Here is a 15,901-nt window from a genome sequence, read left to right on the forward strand (position 1 = left end):
GCGCTCAGATGAATTCGATCTTCGAGACGACATAATAACGGTCGCCCGCGGGGACCGAGACCTCGACCTCCTCGTCGACCTTGCGCCCGATCAGCGCGCGGCCGATCGGCGAATTGTACGAAATGCGGCCCTTGCTTGCATCCGCCTCGGTCTCGCTGACGATCTGGTAGCGGATCGGCTTGTCGTCCTCGTCGAGCAACGTCACCGTCGCGCCGAACACCACTTTATCGCCCGACAGATCCTTGGGATCGATGATCTGGGCGCGGCTGAGCTTGCCCTCGATGTCCGAGATCGTCGCTTCGTTCTGGCCCTGCTGCTCTTTGGCGGCATGATATTCGGCGTTTTCCGAAAGATCGCCGTGCGCGCGTGCTTCCTCGATCGCATCCACGATCAGCGGGCGTTCCGCTTTGAGGCGCTTCAGCTCGGCAGTGAGCTTCTCATAGCCCTCCTTGAGCATCGGCATCTTTTCGACCGTCGCCATTCCATTCCGCCCTTCAAACGCCTCGGTCCCCAAGCGCCCCACAAGGGGTACGCCCGCACATTAACATCGATTGGGGGAGATCAATTGTGCGATTGCGAATAATAAGACTGCCAAGGGCAAACTTCAAGCGTCTGCCCGGAAAGCCCCCCGATTCGCTTCCAATCCGTTATCCCGGCGAAGGCCGGGATCTCAGGCGAAGGCGCGGGGGAGGAGCCGCACGAGATCCCGGCTTTCGCCGGGATGACGGTTAATTGCGCCCCGCGTAGAACGCCTGCAGCGGCTGCACGTCGAGGCTGTGCTTGCCCAGTGCCTCGATCGCCCGCGCCGTCGCCACGCTCGCCGGAGCGGTGGTGAAATACGGGATCTTCTGCGCCATCGCAGTCGCGCGGATGCTCGACGAATCCTTGAGCGACTGCCACCCTTCGGTGCTGTTGAAGATCAACGCGACATCGCCGTCCTGGATCCGGTCGACGATATGCGGACGGCCCTGCGCGACCTTGTTGACGCGTTCGACCGCGATCCCCTCGGCTTCGAGATAATCGGCGGTGCCCCCGGTGGCGATAATCTTGAACCCCAGGCGGGCAAGGATCTGTACACCGGGAAGCACCACTGGCTTATCGCTGTCCTTGACGCTGACGAACAACGTCCCCGACGCGGGCAACACGGTCCCCGCCCCCAACTGCGACTTGGCGAAAGCGGTGGCGAAATCGTGATCGATCCCCATCACTTCGCCGGTCGATTTCATCTCCGGAGACAGTACCGGATCGACGCCCGGGAAGCGCGCCCATGGGAACACCGCTTCCTTGACTGCGATATAATCGATGTCGCGATTGATCTTCGGCAAGTCCTTGAGCTTCTCGCCCGCCATCACGCGCGCGGCGATCTTGGCGATGGGGATGCCGATCGCCTTGGCGACGAAGGGCACCGTGCGGCTGGCGCGCGGATTGACTTCGATCAGGTAAACCTCGCCGTCCTTGACTGCGAACTGGATGTTCATCAGCCCCTTGACCTTCAGCGCGCGGGCCAGCGCCTCGGTCTGCTTCTCGATCTCGGCAATGATCTCGGCGGAGAGGCTGTAGGGCGGGATCGAGCAGGCGCTGTCGCCCGAATGGACGCCGGCTTCCTCGATATGCTGGAGCACCCCGGCCACCACCACATCGTCGCCATCGGCGATCGCGTCGACATCGACTTCGATCGCGTCGCGCAGATACTGGTCGATGAGGACAGGTGAGTCCCCGGAGACCTGCACCGCGGTCTGGATATAGTCGTCGAGCTGCTGGAGCGTGTCGACGATCTCCATCGCGCGGCCACCGAGCACATAGCTCGGCCGCATCAGCACCGGGAAGCCGATCCGCTCGGCCGCCGCCACCGCTTCGTCGCGGCTGCGCGCAAGGCCGTTGGCGGGCTGTTTGAGCCCGAGCTTCGAGACCAGATCGGCGAAGCGCTCGCGATCCTCGGCAAGGTCGATCGCGTCAGGCGACGTTCCGAGGATCGGGATGCCGGCGTCCTCGAGCGCCTTGGCGAGGTTGAGCGGGGTCTGCCCGCCAAACTGGACGATCACGCCGACCAGTTCGCCGTTCGACTTCTCGACCTCGAGAATCTCGAGCACGTCTTCGGCGGTCAGCGGCTCGAAATAAAGCCGGTCCGACGTGTCATAGTCGGTGCTCACCGTCTCCGGATTGCAATTGACCATGATCGTCTCATAGCCCGCATCGGCCAGCGCGAAGCAGGCGTGGCAGCAGCAATAATCGAACTCGATCCCCTGCCCGATCCGGTTCGGACCGCCGCCGAGGATGACGATCTTCTTGCGGTCGGTCGGATTGGACTCGTTCTCGGGCTCACCGAAGCTCGGCGCCTCATAGGTCGAGTACATGTACGGCGTCTTGGCCTCGAACTCGGCCGCGCAGGTGTCGATCCTTTTGTACACCGGGCGGACGCCGAGCTTGTGGCGCAGTTTCCGGACATCCGCCTCGGTCACCCCGCCGCTCATCGCCTTGGCAATCTCGCCGATCAGCCCGTGGCTGCGCGCCATCTGCTCGGATCCCGCGCGCATGTTGACCGACTTGAGCGCCAGATAAGCCAGGCGCTTGTCGCTGAACCCCATCGATTTGAGCTTGCGCATGCCCTGCGCGTCCTGCGGCAAGCCATCGCGGCAAACCCGCTCCTCGGCAGCGACGATTTCGGCGATGCGCTCGAGGAACCATGGGTCATAGGCAGTCAGCGCCTGCACTTCCGCGACGGTGAAGCCCTCACGCAGCGCTTGCGCGGCGATCAGCAGCCGGTCGGGCGAGCGGATCGCGAGCGCGGCCTCGATCTCGTCGCGCGGCGCGCCGACGAGCCGGTCGACCTGATTGAAGCCGCTGAGCCCGGTTTCGAGCCCGCGCAGCGCCTTCTGCATCGATTCGTGGATGTTGCGGCCGATCGCCATCACTTCGCCAACCGACTTCATCGCAGTGCCCAGCGTCGCCTCGGCGCCCTTGAACTTCTCGAATGCGAAGCGCGGGATCTTGGTGACGACGTAATCGATCGTCGGCTCGAACGACGCCGGCGTGGCGCCGGTGATGTCGTTGGTGATCTCGTCGAGCGTGTAGCCCACTGCCAATTTCGCCGCGACCTTGGCGATCGGGAAGCCGGTCGCCTTGGACGCCAGCGCCGACGAGCGCGACACGCGCGGGTTCATCTCGATGACGATCAGGCGGCCGTCCTTCGGATTGACTGCGAACTGCACGTTCGAACCGCCGGTTTCGACGCCGATTTCCCGGAGCACCGCGATCGATGCATTGCGCATGATCTGATATTCCTTGTCGGTCAGCGTCAGCGCCGGGGCGACGGTGATCGAGTCGCCGGTGTGGGTGCCCATCGCGTCGACATTCTCGATGCTGCAGATGATGATGCAATTGTCCGCGCGGTCGCGGACCACTTCCATCTCATATTCCTTCCAGCCGAGCAGCGATTCCTCGATCAGCACTTCGGTGGTCGGCGACAGGTCGAGCCCCGAGCGGACGATGCTCAGGAATTCCTCGCGATTATAGGCGATGCCGCCGCCCGATCCGCCCATGGTGAAGCTGGGGCGGATGATCGCCGGCAGCCCGACATGCTCGAGCGCGGCAAGCGCCTCGGCCTCGCTGTGCGCGATCGCCGAGCGGGCGCTTTCGAGCCCGATCTTGGTCATCGCGTCCTTGAACTTCAATCGGTCTTCGGCCTTGTCGATCGCCTCGGCGTCGGCGCCGATCATGATGCAGCCGAACTTCTCGAGCGTGCCGTCATTGGCCAGCGCCAGCGCGGTGTTGAGCGCGGTCTGCCCGCCCATCGTCGGGAGCACCGCGTCGGGGCGCTCCTTCTCGATGATCCTCGCGACGATCGCCGGGGTGATCGGCTCGACATAGGTCGCGTCGGCGAGCTCGGGATCGGTCATGATCGTCGCCGGGTTCGAATTGACCAGGACGATGCGATAGCCCTCTTCCTTGAGCGCCTTGATCGCCTGCGTGCCCGAATAATCGAACTCGCACGCCTGACCGATAACGATCGGCCCCGCGCCGATGACGAGAATGGAGGAAATGTCGGTGCGTTTGGGCATATCTACTTCGATGCTGGGGCCGGAACGGCCATGATCTGCGCTTCGAGAGCGCCGAATTCATGGGCTTCGAGCCGACGTGCCAATGACATCGTCTGCTCAAGTGTCCGGCCGGAGGGATTGATGCTCAAGACTGTCTTGCCCGATCGATCGGGAAGATAGTCCGTCTTCCATTGCTCGCGCTCGAGCTTGGCTTTCGCCGCGTCGAGTGAAATCTTTGTCCCGCTCAGGTTGATTGCCAAAATGCACTGCCGCACACCTTGCGCTACCACGCACGGATAATGCGCGAAGAATGCCGCTGCCTGATCGTCATTCATGACGACAGGCGGCGGAGCTTCTGGTGGCGGCGTGCTCTGCATTTGCTAGCCTCTCAGCATACCCACGAACCGCTCGAACAGATACAGGCTGTCCTGCGGCCCCGGGCTGGCCTCGGGGTGATATTGCACCGCGAAGGCCGGCCGGTCGGTCAGCTCGAAGCCGGCGTTGCTCCCATCGAACAGCGACACATGCGTCTCGCGCGCGTTCGCGGGAAGCGTCTCGCTCAGCACCGCGAAGCCGTGGTTCATGCTGGTGATCTCGACCGCGCCGTCGCTGAGGCGCTTGACCGGATGGTTGGCACCGCGATGGCCCTGGAACATCTTGCTGGTCTGCGCGCCCACTGCCAGCGCCATCAATTGGTGGCCGAGGCAGATGCCGAACACCGGCTTGCCGCTGTCGAGCATCTGCCGGATCACCGGCACGGCATATTCGGCGGTCGCGGCGGGGTCCCCGGGACCGTTCGACAGGAAGAAGCCATCGGGGTTGAACGCCATCGCTTGCTCGAATGTTGCCTGGGCGGGCAGCACCGTCACTTCAGCTCCAGCCTTAACAAGATTACGGAAGATGTTGTGTTTGCTTCCATAATCGATCGCGACCACATGCGGCCGCCTGGCATCGACAGTGTCAACTTGGTGTGAACTTCGATAGCCAGCGCCCAGCCGCCAGACGCCGCCTTCCCAGCCGTAATGCGTCTCGGTGGTCACGGCGATGGCGAGGTCCATGCCTTCCAGTCCCGGCCATTCGCGCGCCATCTGGAGCAGCAGCGGAATGTCGAACTCGCCGCTCGCCGAATGCGCGATCACCCCATTTGGCGCCCCGCCACCGCGGATCCGCCGGGTCAGTGCCCGCGTATCGATCCCCGAAAGCCCGATCCGTGCGTGCTTCTTCATCCACACATCGAGATGCTCGGTGCTGCGGAAGTTGCTCGGCTCGGTGACGTCCTCGCGGACGATCATCCCGAGCGCGTGCGGCGCGTCGGCCTCGACATCGTCGGGGTTGGCGCCGACATTGCCGATATGCGGAAAGGTGAAGTTGATGATCTGACCGGCGAAGCTCGGATCGGTCATGATCTCCTGATAGCCGGTCATCGCGGTGTGGAAGCACACTTCGCCGACCGCCTGCCCTTCGGCCCCGAATCCCCTTCCCCAGATCACATCTCCCGAGGCGAGCACCAGGACTCCGGTGGCTCCAGCAGGCACGGACATGGGTTTGGCTTCGGCCATTTAAGGGTGGCGCTCCAATAGAGTTGCGGCCCAAGGGCCTTACGATGTCGCTAAGTGGTGGCGGCTAGACCCCTCCCCGCCCCGCGTCAACCGGTTCACGGACGCGCCCGCATCGGCTAGGACTGATCGCTTTCCGATTATCGAGAGAGACTATGATTCGCGACGACATCAAGGCCGCGCAGATCACTGCCATGAAGGCCGGTGACAAGCAGAGCCGGGCCGCCATCACCCTGATCCAGTCGGCGATCAAGAATCGCGACATCGAGGCGCGCACCGGCAAGGCCCCGGAGGACGACGACGCGCTGGTGGTCGAAGTGCTCCAGAAGATGGTCAAGCAGCGCCGCGAATCGATCGAGATGTACGTGAAGGGCGGCCGCCAGGAGCTCGCCGACGGCGAGGCGGCCGAAGTCGCAGTGATCGAGCGCTTCCTGCCGCAACAGATGAGCGACGCGGAGACCAGCGCGGCGATCGAGTCGATCAAGGCCGAACTGGGCGCGGCGGGCATGAAGGACATGGGCCGGGTGATGGCCGAGCTCAAGGCGCGGCATGCGAGCACGCTGGATATGAGCAAGGCGAGCGCGGCAGTGAAGGCGGCGTTGAGCTGAGGTGAGCCTCACCCCTGCCTTCCTCGACGAACTTCGCGCCCGGACGCTGCTGTCGGGCCTCATCGCCAAGACGGTGAAGCTGCAAAAGGCCGGCCGCGAATTCCGCGCCTGTTGCCCGTTCCATCAGGAAAAGACCCCCAGCTTCTACGTCAACGACGACAAGGGCTTTTATCACTGCTTCGGCTGTTCGGCGCACGGGGACGCGATCCGCTGGATGACCGAACAGCGCGGACTGCCCTTCATCGATGCAGTGAAGGAACTCGCCCAAGCCGCGGGCATGGAGATGCCCGAGCAGGACCGCCGCTCCGCCGAGAAGGCCGAGCGCGCCAAGGGCCTCCACGAGGCGATGGCCGACGCCGCGCAGTGGTTTGTCGACAAATTGAACGGCCTCGAAGGCGCCGAGGCCCGCAACCTGCTCAAGCGCCGCGGGATCACCGAGGAAGCCGCCCGCAGCTTCGGCCTCGGCTTCGCACCCGATTCGCGCGGCAAGCTCAAGGAAGCGCTCAAATCCTATGGCGACGCGATGCTGGTCGAAGCCGGCATGCTGATCCAGGTCGAGGAGAAGGAGCCGTACGACCGCTTCCGCGGCCGCCTGATGATCCCGATCCGCGACGTCCGCGGCCGGACGATCGCCTTTGGCGGGCGCATCATCGGCGATGGCGAGCCGAAATACCTCAATTCCCCCGAAACCCCGCTCTTCGACAAGGGCCGCACGCTCTACAATCTCGATCGTGCGCAGGCTGCGGCGCGCAAGGCGGACCGGATCATCGCCGTCGAAGGCTATATGGACGTTATCGCGCTCGCTCAGGCGGGGTTCGGCGAGGCGGTCGCCCCGCTCGGCACCGCGCTCACCGAACATCAGCTCGAGCGGCTGTGGCGGATGGCCGAAGTGCCGCTGCTCTGCTTCGACGGCGATTCCGCCGGGCAGAAAGCCGCGCTCCGGGCGGCGCACCGTGCGCTGCCGATGCTGCAGCCGGGGCGCAGTCTCGCCTTCGTGACTTTGCCCGACGGACTCGATCCCGACGATCTCGTCCGTAGCAAGGGCGCCGCGGCGTTCGAGGCTTTGCTCAAGGCCCCTCAGCCTTTGGTCGACCGGCTATGGCAGAGCGAGATCGCCGCCGAGCCGCTGGACACGCCCGAGCAGCGGGCGGGCCTGAAACGCCGCCTGAGCGCGCTTGCCGAGACGATCGTCGACGGCAATGTGAAGCACGAATATCTGGCGGAGTTCCGCGCACGCACCGACGCGCATTTCGGCCGCGGACCGCGCGCTTTCGAGGCCCGCACGCAACGCGCGCCCGGCGGTCCCGCACGCGGAAAGCGCGACCGCCGCGGCAACTGGCAGCCCCCCGAGACGATGCCCGGCGCCACGATGCGCGGGGTGCACACACACGGTATCGATCCGATGCTCGCCAAGGCGGTGCTTGCCGGGCTGATCCGTCACCCTGCCGAGATTGCGCGGCATATGGAGGTACTGGGAAGTCTGCGCAGTGCCTCAGGCGCGCTCGGCAAGCTGTTCGAAGCGGTGATCGACGTCGCGCTGGAGGACCGGCAGCTTGATAGCGGCAAAGTCCTCACCATATTGGCGCGGTCGGGATTTGATTCTGTGGCGAGCGATCTGTTGAGAGCCGACACGCTGCCCTTCTCCTTCACCCGCAATCAGGCGGACGAAGTAAGGGCACGCGAGGATCTGAGAGAGGCAATCGAGGTAATGGTAGCTCTGCCAGCCGTCGATGCTGCGCTTGCGCAGGCGACAGCGGCTTTGGCGATGGACGGGCCGGACGAGGCTTTCACGCGTCAGGTGGCGTTTTCGCGGCAGCGTAGGGAGCTCGAAGAACGCCTTGCGAATCTCAAGCTTGCGGACGAAGAAGATTTCGATGATTAGGGCGGCGTATAATAGCCGCCATCAGCATTTCGAGGGTTATTGATGGCGAAGGCTAATGGCGGCGGCAGCGGCGAAGACACCACGATCGACGTGGGCGACGCTCCGCTGATCGATCTCAACGAAGGCACGCTCAAAAAGCTTGTCGCCCGCGCGAAGAAGCGCGGCTACATCACCGTCGATCAGCTCAACGAGATGCTCCCGCAGGATCAGATGACCTCGGAGCAGATCGAGGACGTGATGTCCGCGCTCAATGACATGGGCATCAATGTCGTCGAGAACGAGGAAGGCGGCGAAGACGCCGAGGCCGAGGACGACACGCCCGATGAAGTCGATGCGCCCGATGGCGGCAGCGACGAGCCGGCGTTCGAGCTCGCGAAGAAGAAGGAAACGGTCGATCGCACCGACGATCCCGTTCGCATGTATCTGCGTGAGATGGGCGCGGTCGAGTTGCTCAGCCGTGAGGGCGAGATCGCCATCGCCAAGCGCATCGAGGCCGGCCGCGACACGATGATCCTCGGCCTGTGCGAATCGCCGATCACCTTCAACGCGATCATCGGCTGGTCGAACGCGCTCAACGAAGGCACGATGCAGCTGCGCGAGATCCTCGATCTCGACGCGATGCTCTCCAAGGGTCCGTCGGCCGAGCAGGTAGAGGGCGCCGAGCAGGACGATAACGGCGAGATCAGCGAGAAGACCGCGGGCGCTTCCTTCAAGGAAGAAGAGGACGTCGAGGAAGTCGTCGAGGAGGAGGACGAGGACTCGATGACCGAGCGCCGCGCCCCGCGGATCTCGGACGACGAGGAAGAGGACAACACCCTCAGCCTCGCCCAGATGGAGGAGACGCTCAAGCCGCAGGCGCTTGAGAAGTTCGCCAACATCACTTCGGTCTACAAGAAATTCTCCAAGATCCAGCAGGCGCGGCTCGACGCGATGGCGGCGGGCGGCGAGCTGCCGGGTGCGAAGGAGCGCGAGTATCACAAACTTCGCGAGGAATTGACCGCCGAAGTCGAGAGCGTCCAGTTCCACAACGCGAAGATCGAATATCTCGTCGATCAGCTCTACAGTTTCAATCGCCGGCTGACGACGCTGGGCGGGCAGATGCTCCGCCTCGCCGAGCGTCACAAGGTGCCGCGCAAGGACTTCCTCGACCGCTACGTCGATCACGAGCTCGACGAAGGCTTCATCGCCACGGTGGAGAAGCTCGACAAGAAGTGGAAGGCGTTCGCCGAGAACGAAGCCGCTGCCGTCGATCGCATCCGTATCGAGATTTCGGAGATCAGTCAGGCGACCGGCATGGCGCTCGCCGAGTTCCGTCGCATCGTCAACATGGTCCAGAAGGGCGAGCGCGAAGCGCGGATCGCCAAGAAGGAAATGGTTGAGGCCAATCTCCGCCTCGTGATTTCGATCGCGAAGAAATACACCAACCGCGGGCTGCAGTTCCTCGATCTCATCCAGGAAGGCAATATCGGCCTGATGAAGGCGGTCGACAAGTTCGAGTATCGCCGCGGCTACAAGTTCAGCACCTATGCGACCTGGTGGATCCGTCAGGCGATCACGCGCTCGATCGCCGATCAGGCCCGTACGATCCGCATCCCGGTCCACATGATCGAGACGATCAACAAGCTGGTGCGCACCAGCCGCCAGTTCCTCCACGAGCAGGGCCGCGAGCCCACGCCTGAAGAAATGGCCGAACGCCTCTCCATGCCCCTGGAGAAGGTTCGCAAGGTCATGAAGATCGCCAAGGAGCCGATCAGTCTCGAGACGCCGATCGGCGACGAGGAGGATTCGCATCTCGGCGACTTCATCGAGGACAAGAACGCCGTGATCCCGGTCGACGCCGCGATCCAGGCGAACCTCAAGGAGACCGTGACTCGCGTCCTCGCATCGCTGACGCCGCGCGAGGAACGCGTTCTGCGCATGCGCTTCGGCATCGGCATGAACACCGATCACACGCTCGAGGAGGTTGGCCAGCAATTCTCCGTCACCCGCGAACGTATCCGCCAGATCGAAGCCAAGGCGCTGCGCAAGCTCAAGCATCCGAGCCGGTCGCGCAAGATGCGGTCGTTCCTCGACCAGTAAGGTCGCCGACCTGGCCTGAAAAATAGAACACCCCCGGAATCGCTTCCGGGGGTGTTCTGGTTTTCGAGATGGGCATCTCTGCCCGTCTTAACGCCTCTACGGCCGTGTTCGGCGGCTTGGAAGCATTCCTCCCCCCGGATCGAAAACCGATCGCTCGTCGCGCTGGCCGCGCCCCCCGGTGCGGCCCGCAGCAACGCCGCGCAGGCATCTCCGATAGCGGATCATCGGCCTTCCACCGTTGAATGCACGTGTCGTCCGCTTGCGTAGCGGTCTCATCAACCTTGATTCGCAGCCGAAAGATCGGCTGCTCTGCGATTTGGTGCGCGCCCGCGCCTATTTGGGGACGGCCCGCCACATCGCCGCGGCCACGCCGCCGCCGCCGACGCTGAAGGCCGGGCTGTCGGCATCCCCGTCGAGCTTGAGAACGAATGCCGTGCTCAGCGCAGACCCGCGATGCCGCGGTCTGGGTTGATCCCGCAGGATGTCGTGGACCGCGTAGCTTCCGCCTGCCCGGGCGGTCACCTCGGGCAAAGTCGAGCCCGGACCCCAGCGTCCCGCCTCTGCAGAGGGCGCCTGCCCTTTCTCGGTCAACGGCTCTGGCAAGCGTTCTAACCGTGCGCCACCCGCTGGCAGCATGAAGCGCTGCGGGACAGCGCTGGACGCGGATGCCGGCGCACGCAGGGCAGCAGGATCCTTGATCAGCCCAGCACGCGCGATCGTCCGCGAACGGGCGCCCGAGCGCTCTCCTGCCCACACAGGAACCGAGAGGCCGACAGTGACGACGCAGAACAAGAGCGTCTTGAGCATCACCCGTTCCCCAAAAACCAGTGAAGTTCACGCAAGGTGACGTATACCGCGCTGGAAGGCAATGCGCCGGGTCTCTTCCCGCCGCATCCGGCTCTCACTGCGCCGTAAGTATATCAAATTCCTGGGGTGTCAGCGGCGTCTGGAACTCGACACCCGCTTCGAAATCGTGCGCCCAGACGACGCGGGCCGAACAAGGACCGATGCTGGGCAGCGTCAGCCAGATCGTCGCTCCGGCGCGAAGCTCCGAATAGGTCTGGAGCCGCGCGCCGTTGATGGAGAGATCGGTGACGCGGCAAAGCGTGCGATCGAGCCCGCCGCGCCCCACCCGGGCGTCGAGCGATACCGGAGCGCGCGGCGTACGCCGCCGACCGAGGCTTTCGGCAGGCTCGAACTCGGCTGCGAACGAGGCGTGTCTGAGATGCGTCGCCATGCCCGAAGGTTAGCCGGGTTCGGCTAACGGTGCGTTAACGACGAAATCCCGGCAACGCCGACCGCCAGGGAGCCTGAGCTTGCCCGCACGATCCGGCCCTGCCGGGATTTCTGAAACTGGAAGCGTACCGCGCGTGGCGGCTTGCGCTTACTTCTTGCCGAGCGAAAGGCCACCGAAGCGCTTGTTGAAGCGCGCGACCTGGCCACCCTGATCGAGCATCTGGCCGCGGCCGCCGGTCCAGGCCGGGTGCGCCAGCGGATCGATGTCGAGCGTCATCAGATCGCCTTCTTTGCCCCAGGTGGAGCGAGTCTCGAACACGGTGCCGTCGGTCATCTGCACCTTGATCATGTGGTAATCGGGATGCGTGTCTTTCTTCACGGGTCAATTCCTTGGAAAAGCCGCCGGTTTCCGACCGGCAGCGGACGCGGGCGGTTAGCAGAGGGGCGCCGTCAAGGCAACCGTCCCTGCCCCACAGGCGAGAATCAGGCCGCGGGTGGTTCCGCGATCATCGCAGTGAATTCGCACTCGGTGGCGACTTCGCCGTTGAGCAAGGCCCTGCCGGCGAATTTGCAGACGCGCGAGCGCTTCTGGAGGAACTCGACCTCGAGGCGGAGCAGCACGCCCGGCTCGACCGGCTTGCGGAACTTCACGCCATCGATCGACATGAAATAGACGAGCTTGCCCGAACCGGCGAGGCCGAGGCTCTCCACCGCGAGCACGCCGGCCGCCTGCGCCAGCGCCTCGACCTGGAGCACCCCGGGCATGATCGGACGCCCGGGGAAATGCCCCTGGAAGAATTCCTCGTTGATCGACACTGCCTTGATCGCGACGATTCGCTCGCCGAGGACCAGCTCCTCAACGCGATCGACGAGCAGCATCGGGTAACGATGCGGCAACGCCGCCATCACTCGCTTGATATCAAGCGGGCCGATGGAAGCGTTGCCGGTCTCGGTCTCGCTCAACGCGGCTCGGCCGGCTTCGCGGGCTGGGTGCCCGTAGCGGCAGGCGCGGTACCGGAGGCGGCCGGGCGCTGCGCCGCCGCCTGCTGCTGATAGGCCTGGATCTGCGCAGCCTGGGCGATTTGCTGCTGGATTGCCAGCGTCTCGCGCGAAGGCTGCCAGTCGGCAGGAGGCTGGATGCCGACGGTCGGCGCGACCTTGTCGATCTCGGCGACGATCGCCTGGCTGATATTGGCCGAGTCGGGCGCGTACATGAACACTTCCGGCGACAGCACGACATTGATCTTGCGGGCGTTCACCACACGCAGCTGCGCGGCCTCATACTGACGCAGCACCGATTCGATCGCGAACAATTCGGCGCGGGCGGCCGGGTTGCTCAGGCGCTGCATGTCGTTCTGCGCATTGGTCTGCGCGGTGCGGATCTTCTCGATCGCGGGATTCTTGGCGGTCTGCGCTGCCTTGGCCTCGTCCTCGCTGACCTTGCCGTCCTTGTTGGCATCGAGCTGCGCGACGAGCGGCTTGAGTTCGTTGTCGAGCGCGGTGCGGCGCTGCTGCATCTGATCGAACGCTGCCTTGTACGTCGTCGAGATCTGCTGGTTCGCAGCCGCAAAGGCCTTCGAGCTGGCGACGACGCTGGTCGGATTGGCATAAGCGATGCCCGCGACCTGGGCCTGGGCGGGCGCTGCGATCGCAAGCGCCGCGGGGGCGGCGAGCATTGCCGCCAGGATTGCTTTCTTGGTAATCATCAGAACTGGGTCCCTACGTTGAATGTCACAAGCTTGTCGTCGTCGCCGTCCACCGTCACCAGCGTCTTCGCGATGTCGATGCGCAGCGGTCCGAATGGCGAATTCCAATTTACACCGAAACCGACCGAGAGGCGCGGCTTGGCGGAATCGCCGACGAAGCGCTCGTAGAAGGCGGGGGTGGTATAAGGTGTGTTGATCGAGGTGCCCACGCAGTTCGCGGGTGTCGTGCCATAGCCGACCGAACAAGGCGTCGCTGCGCCGGCATTGGCGCCGCCGGTTGCGATGAAGAGCGGGTTGTTTGAGGCGTCGAGCTGCTGTTTGGGCAGCAGGGTCGGTGAGCCGTCCTTGTTGAACAGCAAATTGCCCGAAGCGTCCTTCGCCTGCTCGAAATCGATCGTCTTGCCCGGACGGGTGATGCCGAACAGGCTGCCGGCCATCACGAAGATCGACGGCCGCAGGCCCATTTCGGCCGCGCCTGCGCCCAGCGGGATCTCGAGCTCGGCTTTGGTCAGGTAATAGGCCTTACCGCCGAGCGCGTCGTCGACGACATTGTCGTCGCCGGTGACCATCGCCTGGGTGCTGCCGCCCGGCGCGAGCGGATCGCCGGTCAGCTGGATGCGCTGGACGCGCGGGCCGACGCCGCGAATGTCGAAGCCACGGAACTGCGGCTCGCCGAGGTAGAAGCGATCGGTGATACGCACCGGATCGATGCCCGCCTTTTTCTTCTCGAGGCTATGGATGTAGCCGCCCTCGCCCGAGACCGAGAAGATGAACCCGCTGCCGACGTTCCAGTATTTGCTGCCCTCGAAGCGCGCGCGGGCATATTTCACTTCGCCGCCGAGGCCGGCAAAGTCGGCGCCGATGCTCATCCGCTGACCACGGGTCGGGCGCAGACGACTGTTGAGGCTATCGTAGATCAGCGATACGCCGACCAGCGACGTGATCCGGTTGCCGACTGCCTCGCAATAATAGCGGCCCGCTTTGAGCGGATCGCACTGGCCGTTGGTGTAGAACGAGGATTCGTCGAGCGTCACATTGTCCTGGCGCAGCGTGTAGCGGCCCGACAGCGTCCAATATTCGGTGAGCGGCAGGCCCGCGACGAGCTGGCCGCCGGTCGCGACCTGACTGTAGGTCGTGCTGCGGTCGCTGCCGATGTAATTGAACGCGTTATAGTCCTGGCGGAACAAGGTGCCGCCCAGCGCGATGTTGGTATCGAAAAGATACGGCTCGGTGAAGCCGAGCTCGACCGACTTGGAATAGCTCGAATAATCGACCGAGGCGGAGACCGTCTGCCCCATGCCGCGGAAGTTGCGCTGGCGGATCGAAGCCTGGAGAATGAAGCGCTCGAGGCTCGAGAAGCCCGCCGACAGCGTCAGCTCGCCGTTCGGGCGCTCCTCGACATTGGCTGCCAGCACGATCCGGTCGGGCGCCGAACCTTCCTTGCGCTCGACCTCGAACTTGTCCTGGAAATAGCCCAGCGAATTGATGCGATCTTGCGAGCGCTTGACGAGGAAGGTGTTGAAGGCGTCGCCTTCCGCGACGCGGAACTCGCGGCGGATGACCTTGTCCTGCGTCTGACGATTGCCGGTGATTTCGATCCGCTCGATATAGGTACGGTTCGATTCGCCGATGTGGAAGTTCATCGTCATGGTCAGCGCTTCGCGATCGCGCTGGAACTCGGGCCGCACGTCGGCGAAAGCATAGCCGAACGCGCCGGCAGTCTCGCTCAGCTGCTCGACCGTGTCTTCGACTGCCTTGGCGTTATACCATTGGCCTTCCTTGATCGCGAGCGCAGTCGCGAGACGCTTGTCGTCGAAGTCGCGGATCGCGCTGTCGACGGTCACCGGGCCGAACTTGTAGCGCGGGCCTTCCTCGACCACGTAGGTGATGATGAAGTCGCGCTTGTCGGGCGTCAGCTCGGCTACCGCCGAGATCACCCGAAAATCGGCATAGCCTTCGGTCAGGTAGAATTGGCGCAGCTTCTGCTGGTCGTAAGCGAGACGGTCCTGGTCGTAGCTCGTGTTCGAGCTCAGGATATTCATCAGGCTCGAGGTCTTGGTCGCCATCTCGCCGCGGAGTTTGCCGTCCGAGAACACTTCGTTGCCAATGATGTTGATCTGACGAACCTTGGACTTGGGTCCCTCGTTGATTTCGAAGATCACATCGACACGGTTCTGGTCGAGACTCACCATCTTGGGCTCGACGTGCGCGGCGAAGCGGCCCTGACGGCGATAGAGTTCGATGATCCGGGCGACGTCGGCGCGAACCGCGGTGCGGGTGAAGATCTGGCGCGGCGCCAGCTTCACTTCCTTGCCGATCTTGTCCTGCTTGAGCCGCTTGTTGCCTTCGTAGATCACCCGGTTGATCACCGGATTCTCGCGGATGCGGATCACCAGGTCACCGGTCTCGACGCCGGCAATCTCGACTTCGGCGAGCAGTTCCGACGCCAGCAGATCCTTGATCGCCTGATCGACGGTCTCGTTGGTGTAGGTGTCGCCGGTGCGCAGCCGGGTGTAGGAGAGCACTGTCTCGGGCTCGACGCGCTGCGATCCCTCGACACGCAGCGAACGGATCGTTCGCACCTGCTGCACCGGCACGGCCGGAACCGTGACGGCCTGTGGAATGGGCACGGGTGCCGTCGGGGCGGGGGCGGTCTGCGCGTGTGCGAGTCCCGAGAGCATGGTGCCCGCAAGAAGCGTCGCAGTGGCGCGTACGCCGAAATGATTAACCTTGATCGTCACATCCCACCCCAAGTCGGATTTCGAGTAATGCCGCTGCCCACGCGACGCCGGAACAA

Annotated in this window: 13 protein-coding genes; 3 read left to right on the forward strand and 10 right to left on the reverse strand. The window is 64.1% G+C overall.

What is annotated here, in order from left to right:
• Positions 1-4: 4 nt before the first annotated feature.
• The 4 genes from greA to carA all read right to left on the reverse strand — a co-directional run bounded on the left by greA (position 5) and on the right by carA (position 5,596).
• Positions 5-481, reverse strand: coding sequence for a transcription elongation factor GreA (gene greA / locus CVN68_RS05255; RefSeq protein WP_100281273.1), 477 nt, complete (start codon positions 479-481; stop codon positions 5-7).
• Between the two features lie 247 nt (positions 482-728).
• A complete protein-coding gene (gene carB / locus CVN68_RS05260) occupies positions 729-4,058 on the reverse strand; it encodes a carbamoyl-phosphate synthase large subunit (RefSeq protein WP_100281274.1) in 3,330 nt (1,109 codons plus the stop codon).
• A 2-nt stretch (positions 4,059-4,060) separates the two neighbouring features.
• The gene (locus CVN68_RS05265) at positions 4,061-4,414 is read right to left on the reverse strand and encodes a hypothetical protein (protein ID WP_158298745.1); all 354 of its coding nucleotides are present in this window, start codon (positions 4,412-4,414) and stop codon (positions 4,061-4,063) included.
• 3 nt (positions 4,415-4,417) lie between these two features.
• Positions 4,418-5,596: a glutamine-hydrolyzing carbamoyl-phosphate synthase small subunit gene (gene carA / locus CVN68_RS05270; RefSeq protein WP_100281276.1), complete on the reverse strand. Its 1,179-nt coding sequence runs from the start codon at positions 5,594-5,596 to the stop codon at positions 4,418-4,420.
• 152 nt (positions 5,597-5,748) lie between these two features.
• On the opposite strand from carA, the gene CVN68_RS05275 reads away from it, so the two are divergent.
• The 3 genes from CVN68_RS05275 to rpoD are packed head-to-tail and all read left to right on the forward strand — an operon-like array spanning position 5,749 to position 10,162.
• Entirely contained in the window at positions 5,749-6,201 is a 453-nt protein-coding gene (locus CVN68_RS05275; RefSeq protein WP_100281277.1) for a GatB/YqeY domain-containing protein, read from the forward strand.
• A 1-nt stretch (position 6,202) separates the two neighbouring features.
• Complete coding sequence (dnaG, locus tag CVN68_RS05280) at positions 6,203-8,083, forward strand: DNA primase (RefSeq protein ID WP_100281278.1); 1,881 nt, start codon at positions 6,203-6,205, stop codon at positions 8,081-8,083.
• 42 nt (positions 8,084-8,125) lie between these two features.
• Positions 8,126-10,162, forward strand: a complete 2,037-nt coding sequence (gene rpoD, locus CVN68_RS05285; protein WP_100281279.1) for an RNA polymerase sigma factor RpoD — start codon at positions 8,126-8,128, stop codon at positions 10,160-10,162.
• Between the two features lie 333 nt (positions 10,163-10,495).
• On the opposite strand, the gene CVN68_RS05290 is transcribed toward rpoD, so the two are convergent.
• The 6 genes from CVN68_RS05290 to bamA form a co-directional block, all read right to left on the reverse strand.
• Positions 10,496-10,969, reverse strand: a complete 474-nt coding sequence (locus tag CVN68_RS05290; RefSeq protein WP_100281280.1) for a hypothetical protein — start codon at positions 10,967-10,969, stop codon at positions 10,496-10,498.
• Between the two features lie 94 nt (positions 10,970-11,063).
• Positions 11,064-11,399: a PilZ domain-containing protein gene (locus CVN68_RS05295; protein ID WP_100281281.1), complete on the reverse strand. Its 336-nt coding sequence runs from the start codon at positions 11,397-11,399 to the stop codon at positions 11,064-11,066.
• Between the two features lie 147 nt (positions 11,400-11,546).
• Positions 11,547-11,777: a 50S ribosomal protein L31 gene (rpmE, locus tag CVN68_RS05300; RefSeq protein ID WP_029724515.1), complete on the reverse strand. Its 231-nt coding sequence runs from the start codon at positions 11,775-11,777 to the stop codon at positions 11,547-11,549.
• A 104-nt stretch (positions 11,778-11,881) separates the two neighbouring features.
• Positions 11,882-12,304 (reverse strand): 3-hydroxyacyl-ACP dehydratase FabZ, encoded by a 423-nt coding sequence (gene fabZ, locus CVN68_RS05305; protein ID WP_233503693.1) that lies wholly within the window; start codon positions 12,302-12,304, stop codon positions 11,882-11,884.
• Positions 12,305-12,357: 53 nt separating this feature from the next.
• Positions 12,358-13,104 (reverse strand): OmpH family outer membrane protein, encoded by a 747-nt coding sequence (locus tag CVN68_RS05310; RefSeq protein WP_233503588.1) that lies wholly within the window; start codon positions 13,102-13,104, stop codon positions 12,358-12,360.
• A complete protein-coding gene (bamA, locus tag CVN68_RS05315; protein WP_100284220.1) occupies positions 13,104-15,785 on the reverse strand; it encodes an outer membrane protein assembly factor BamA in 2,682 nt (893 codons plus the stop codon). Before bamA ends, CVN68_RS05310 begins: the two co-directional genes overlap by 1 nt.
• Positions 15,786-15,901: the final 116 nt, after the last annotated feature.

Source organism: Sphingomonas psychrotolerans, assembly GCF_002796605.1.
GTDB lineage: Bacteria > Pseudomonadota > Alphaproteobacteria > Sphingomonadales > Sphingomonadaceae > Sphingomonas > Sphingomonas psychrotolerans.

What these genes read in the sequence shown, in the direction of transcription:
- CVN68_RS05295 (WP_100281281.1), bottom strand. Translation starts at nt 11,399, where the DNA reads ATGGCGACGCATCTCAGACACGCCTCGTTCGCAGCCGAGTTCGAGCCT.
- rpoD (WP_100281279.1), top strand. Translation starts at nt 8,126, where the DNA reads ATGGCGAAGGCTAATGGCGGCGGCAGCGGCGAAGACACCACGATCGAC.
- fabZ (WP_233503693.1), bottom strand. Translation starts at nt 12,304, where the DNA reads ATGGCGGCGTTGCCGCATCGTTACCCGATGCTGCTCGTCGATCGCGTT.
- CVN68_RS05265 (WP_158298745.1), bottom strand. Translation starts at nt 4,414, where the DNA reads ATGCAGAGCACGCCGCCACCAGAAGCTCCGCCGCCTGTCGTCATGAAT.
- bamA (WP_100284220.1), bottom strand. Translation starts at nt 15,785, where the DNA reads ATGCTCTCGGGACTCGCACACGCGCAGACCGCCCCCGCCCCGACGGCA.
- CVN68_RS05310 (WP_233503588.1), bottom strand. Translation starts at nt 13,104, where the DNA reads ATGATTACCAAGAAAGCAATCCTGGCGGCAATGCTCGCCGCCCCCGCG.
- CVN68_RS05290 (WP_100281280.1), bottom strand. Translation starts at nt 10,969, where the DNA reads ATGCTCAAGACGCTCTTGTTCTGCGTCGTCACTGTCGGCCTCTCGGTT.
- carB (WP_100281274.1), bottom strand. Translation starts at nt 4,058, where the DNA reads ATGCCCAAACGCACCGACATTTCCTCCATTCTCGTCATCGGCGCGGGG.
- carA (WP_100281276.1), bottom strand. Translation starts at nt 5,596, where the DNA reads ATGGCCGAAGCCAAACCCATGTCCGTGCCTGCTGGAGCCACCGGAGTC.
- CVN68_RS05275 (WP_100281277.1), top strand. Translation starts at nt 5,749, where the DNA reads ATGATTCGCGACGACATCAAGGCCGCGCAGATCACTGCCATGAAGGCC.
- greA (WP_100281273.1), bottom strand. Translation starts at nt 481, where the DNA reads ATGGCGACGGTCGAAAAGATGCCGATGCTCAAGGAGGGCTATGAGAAG.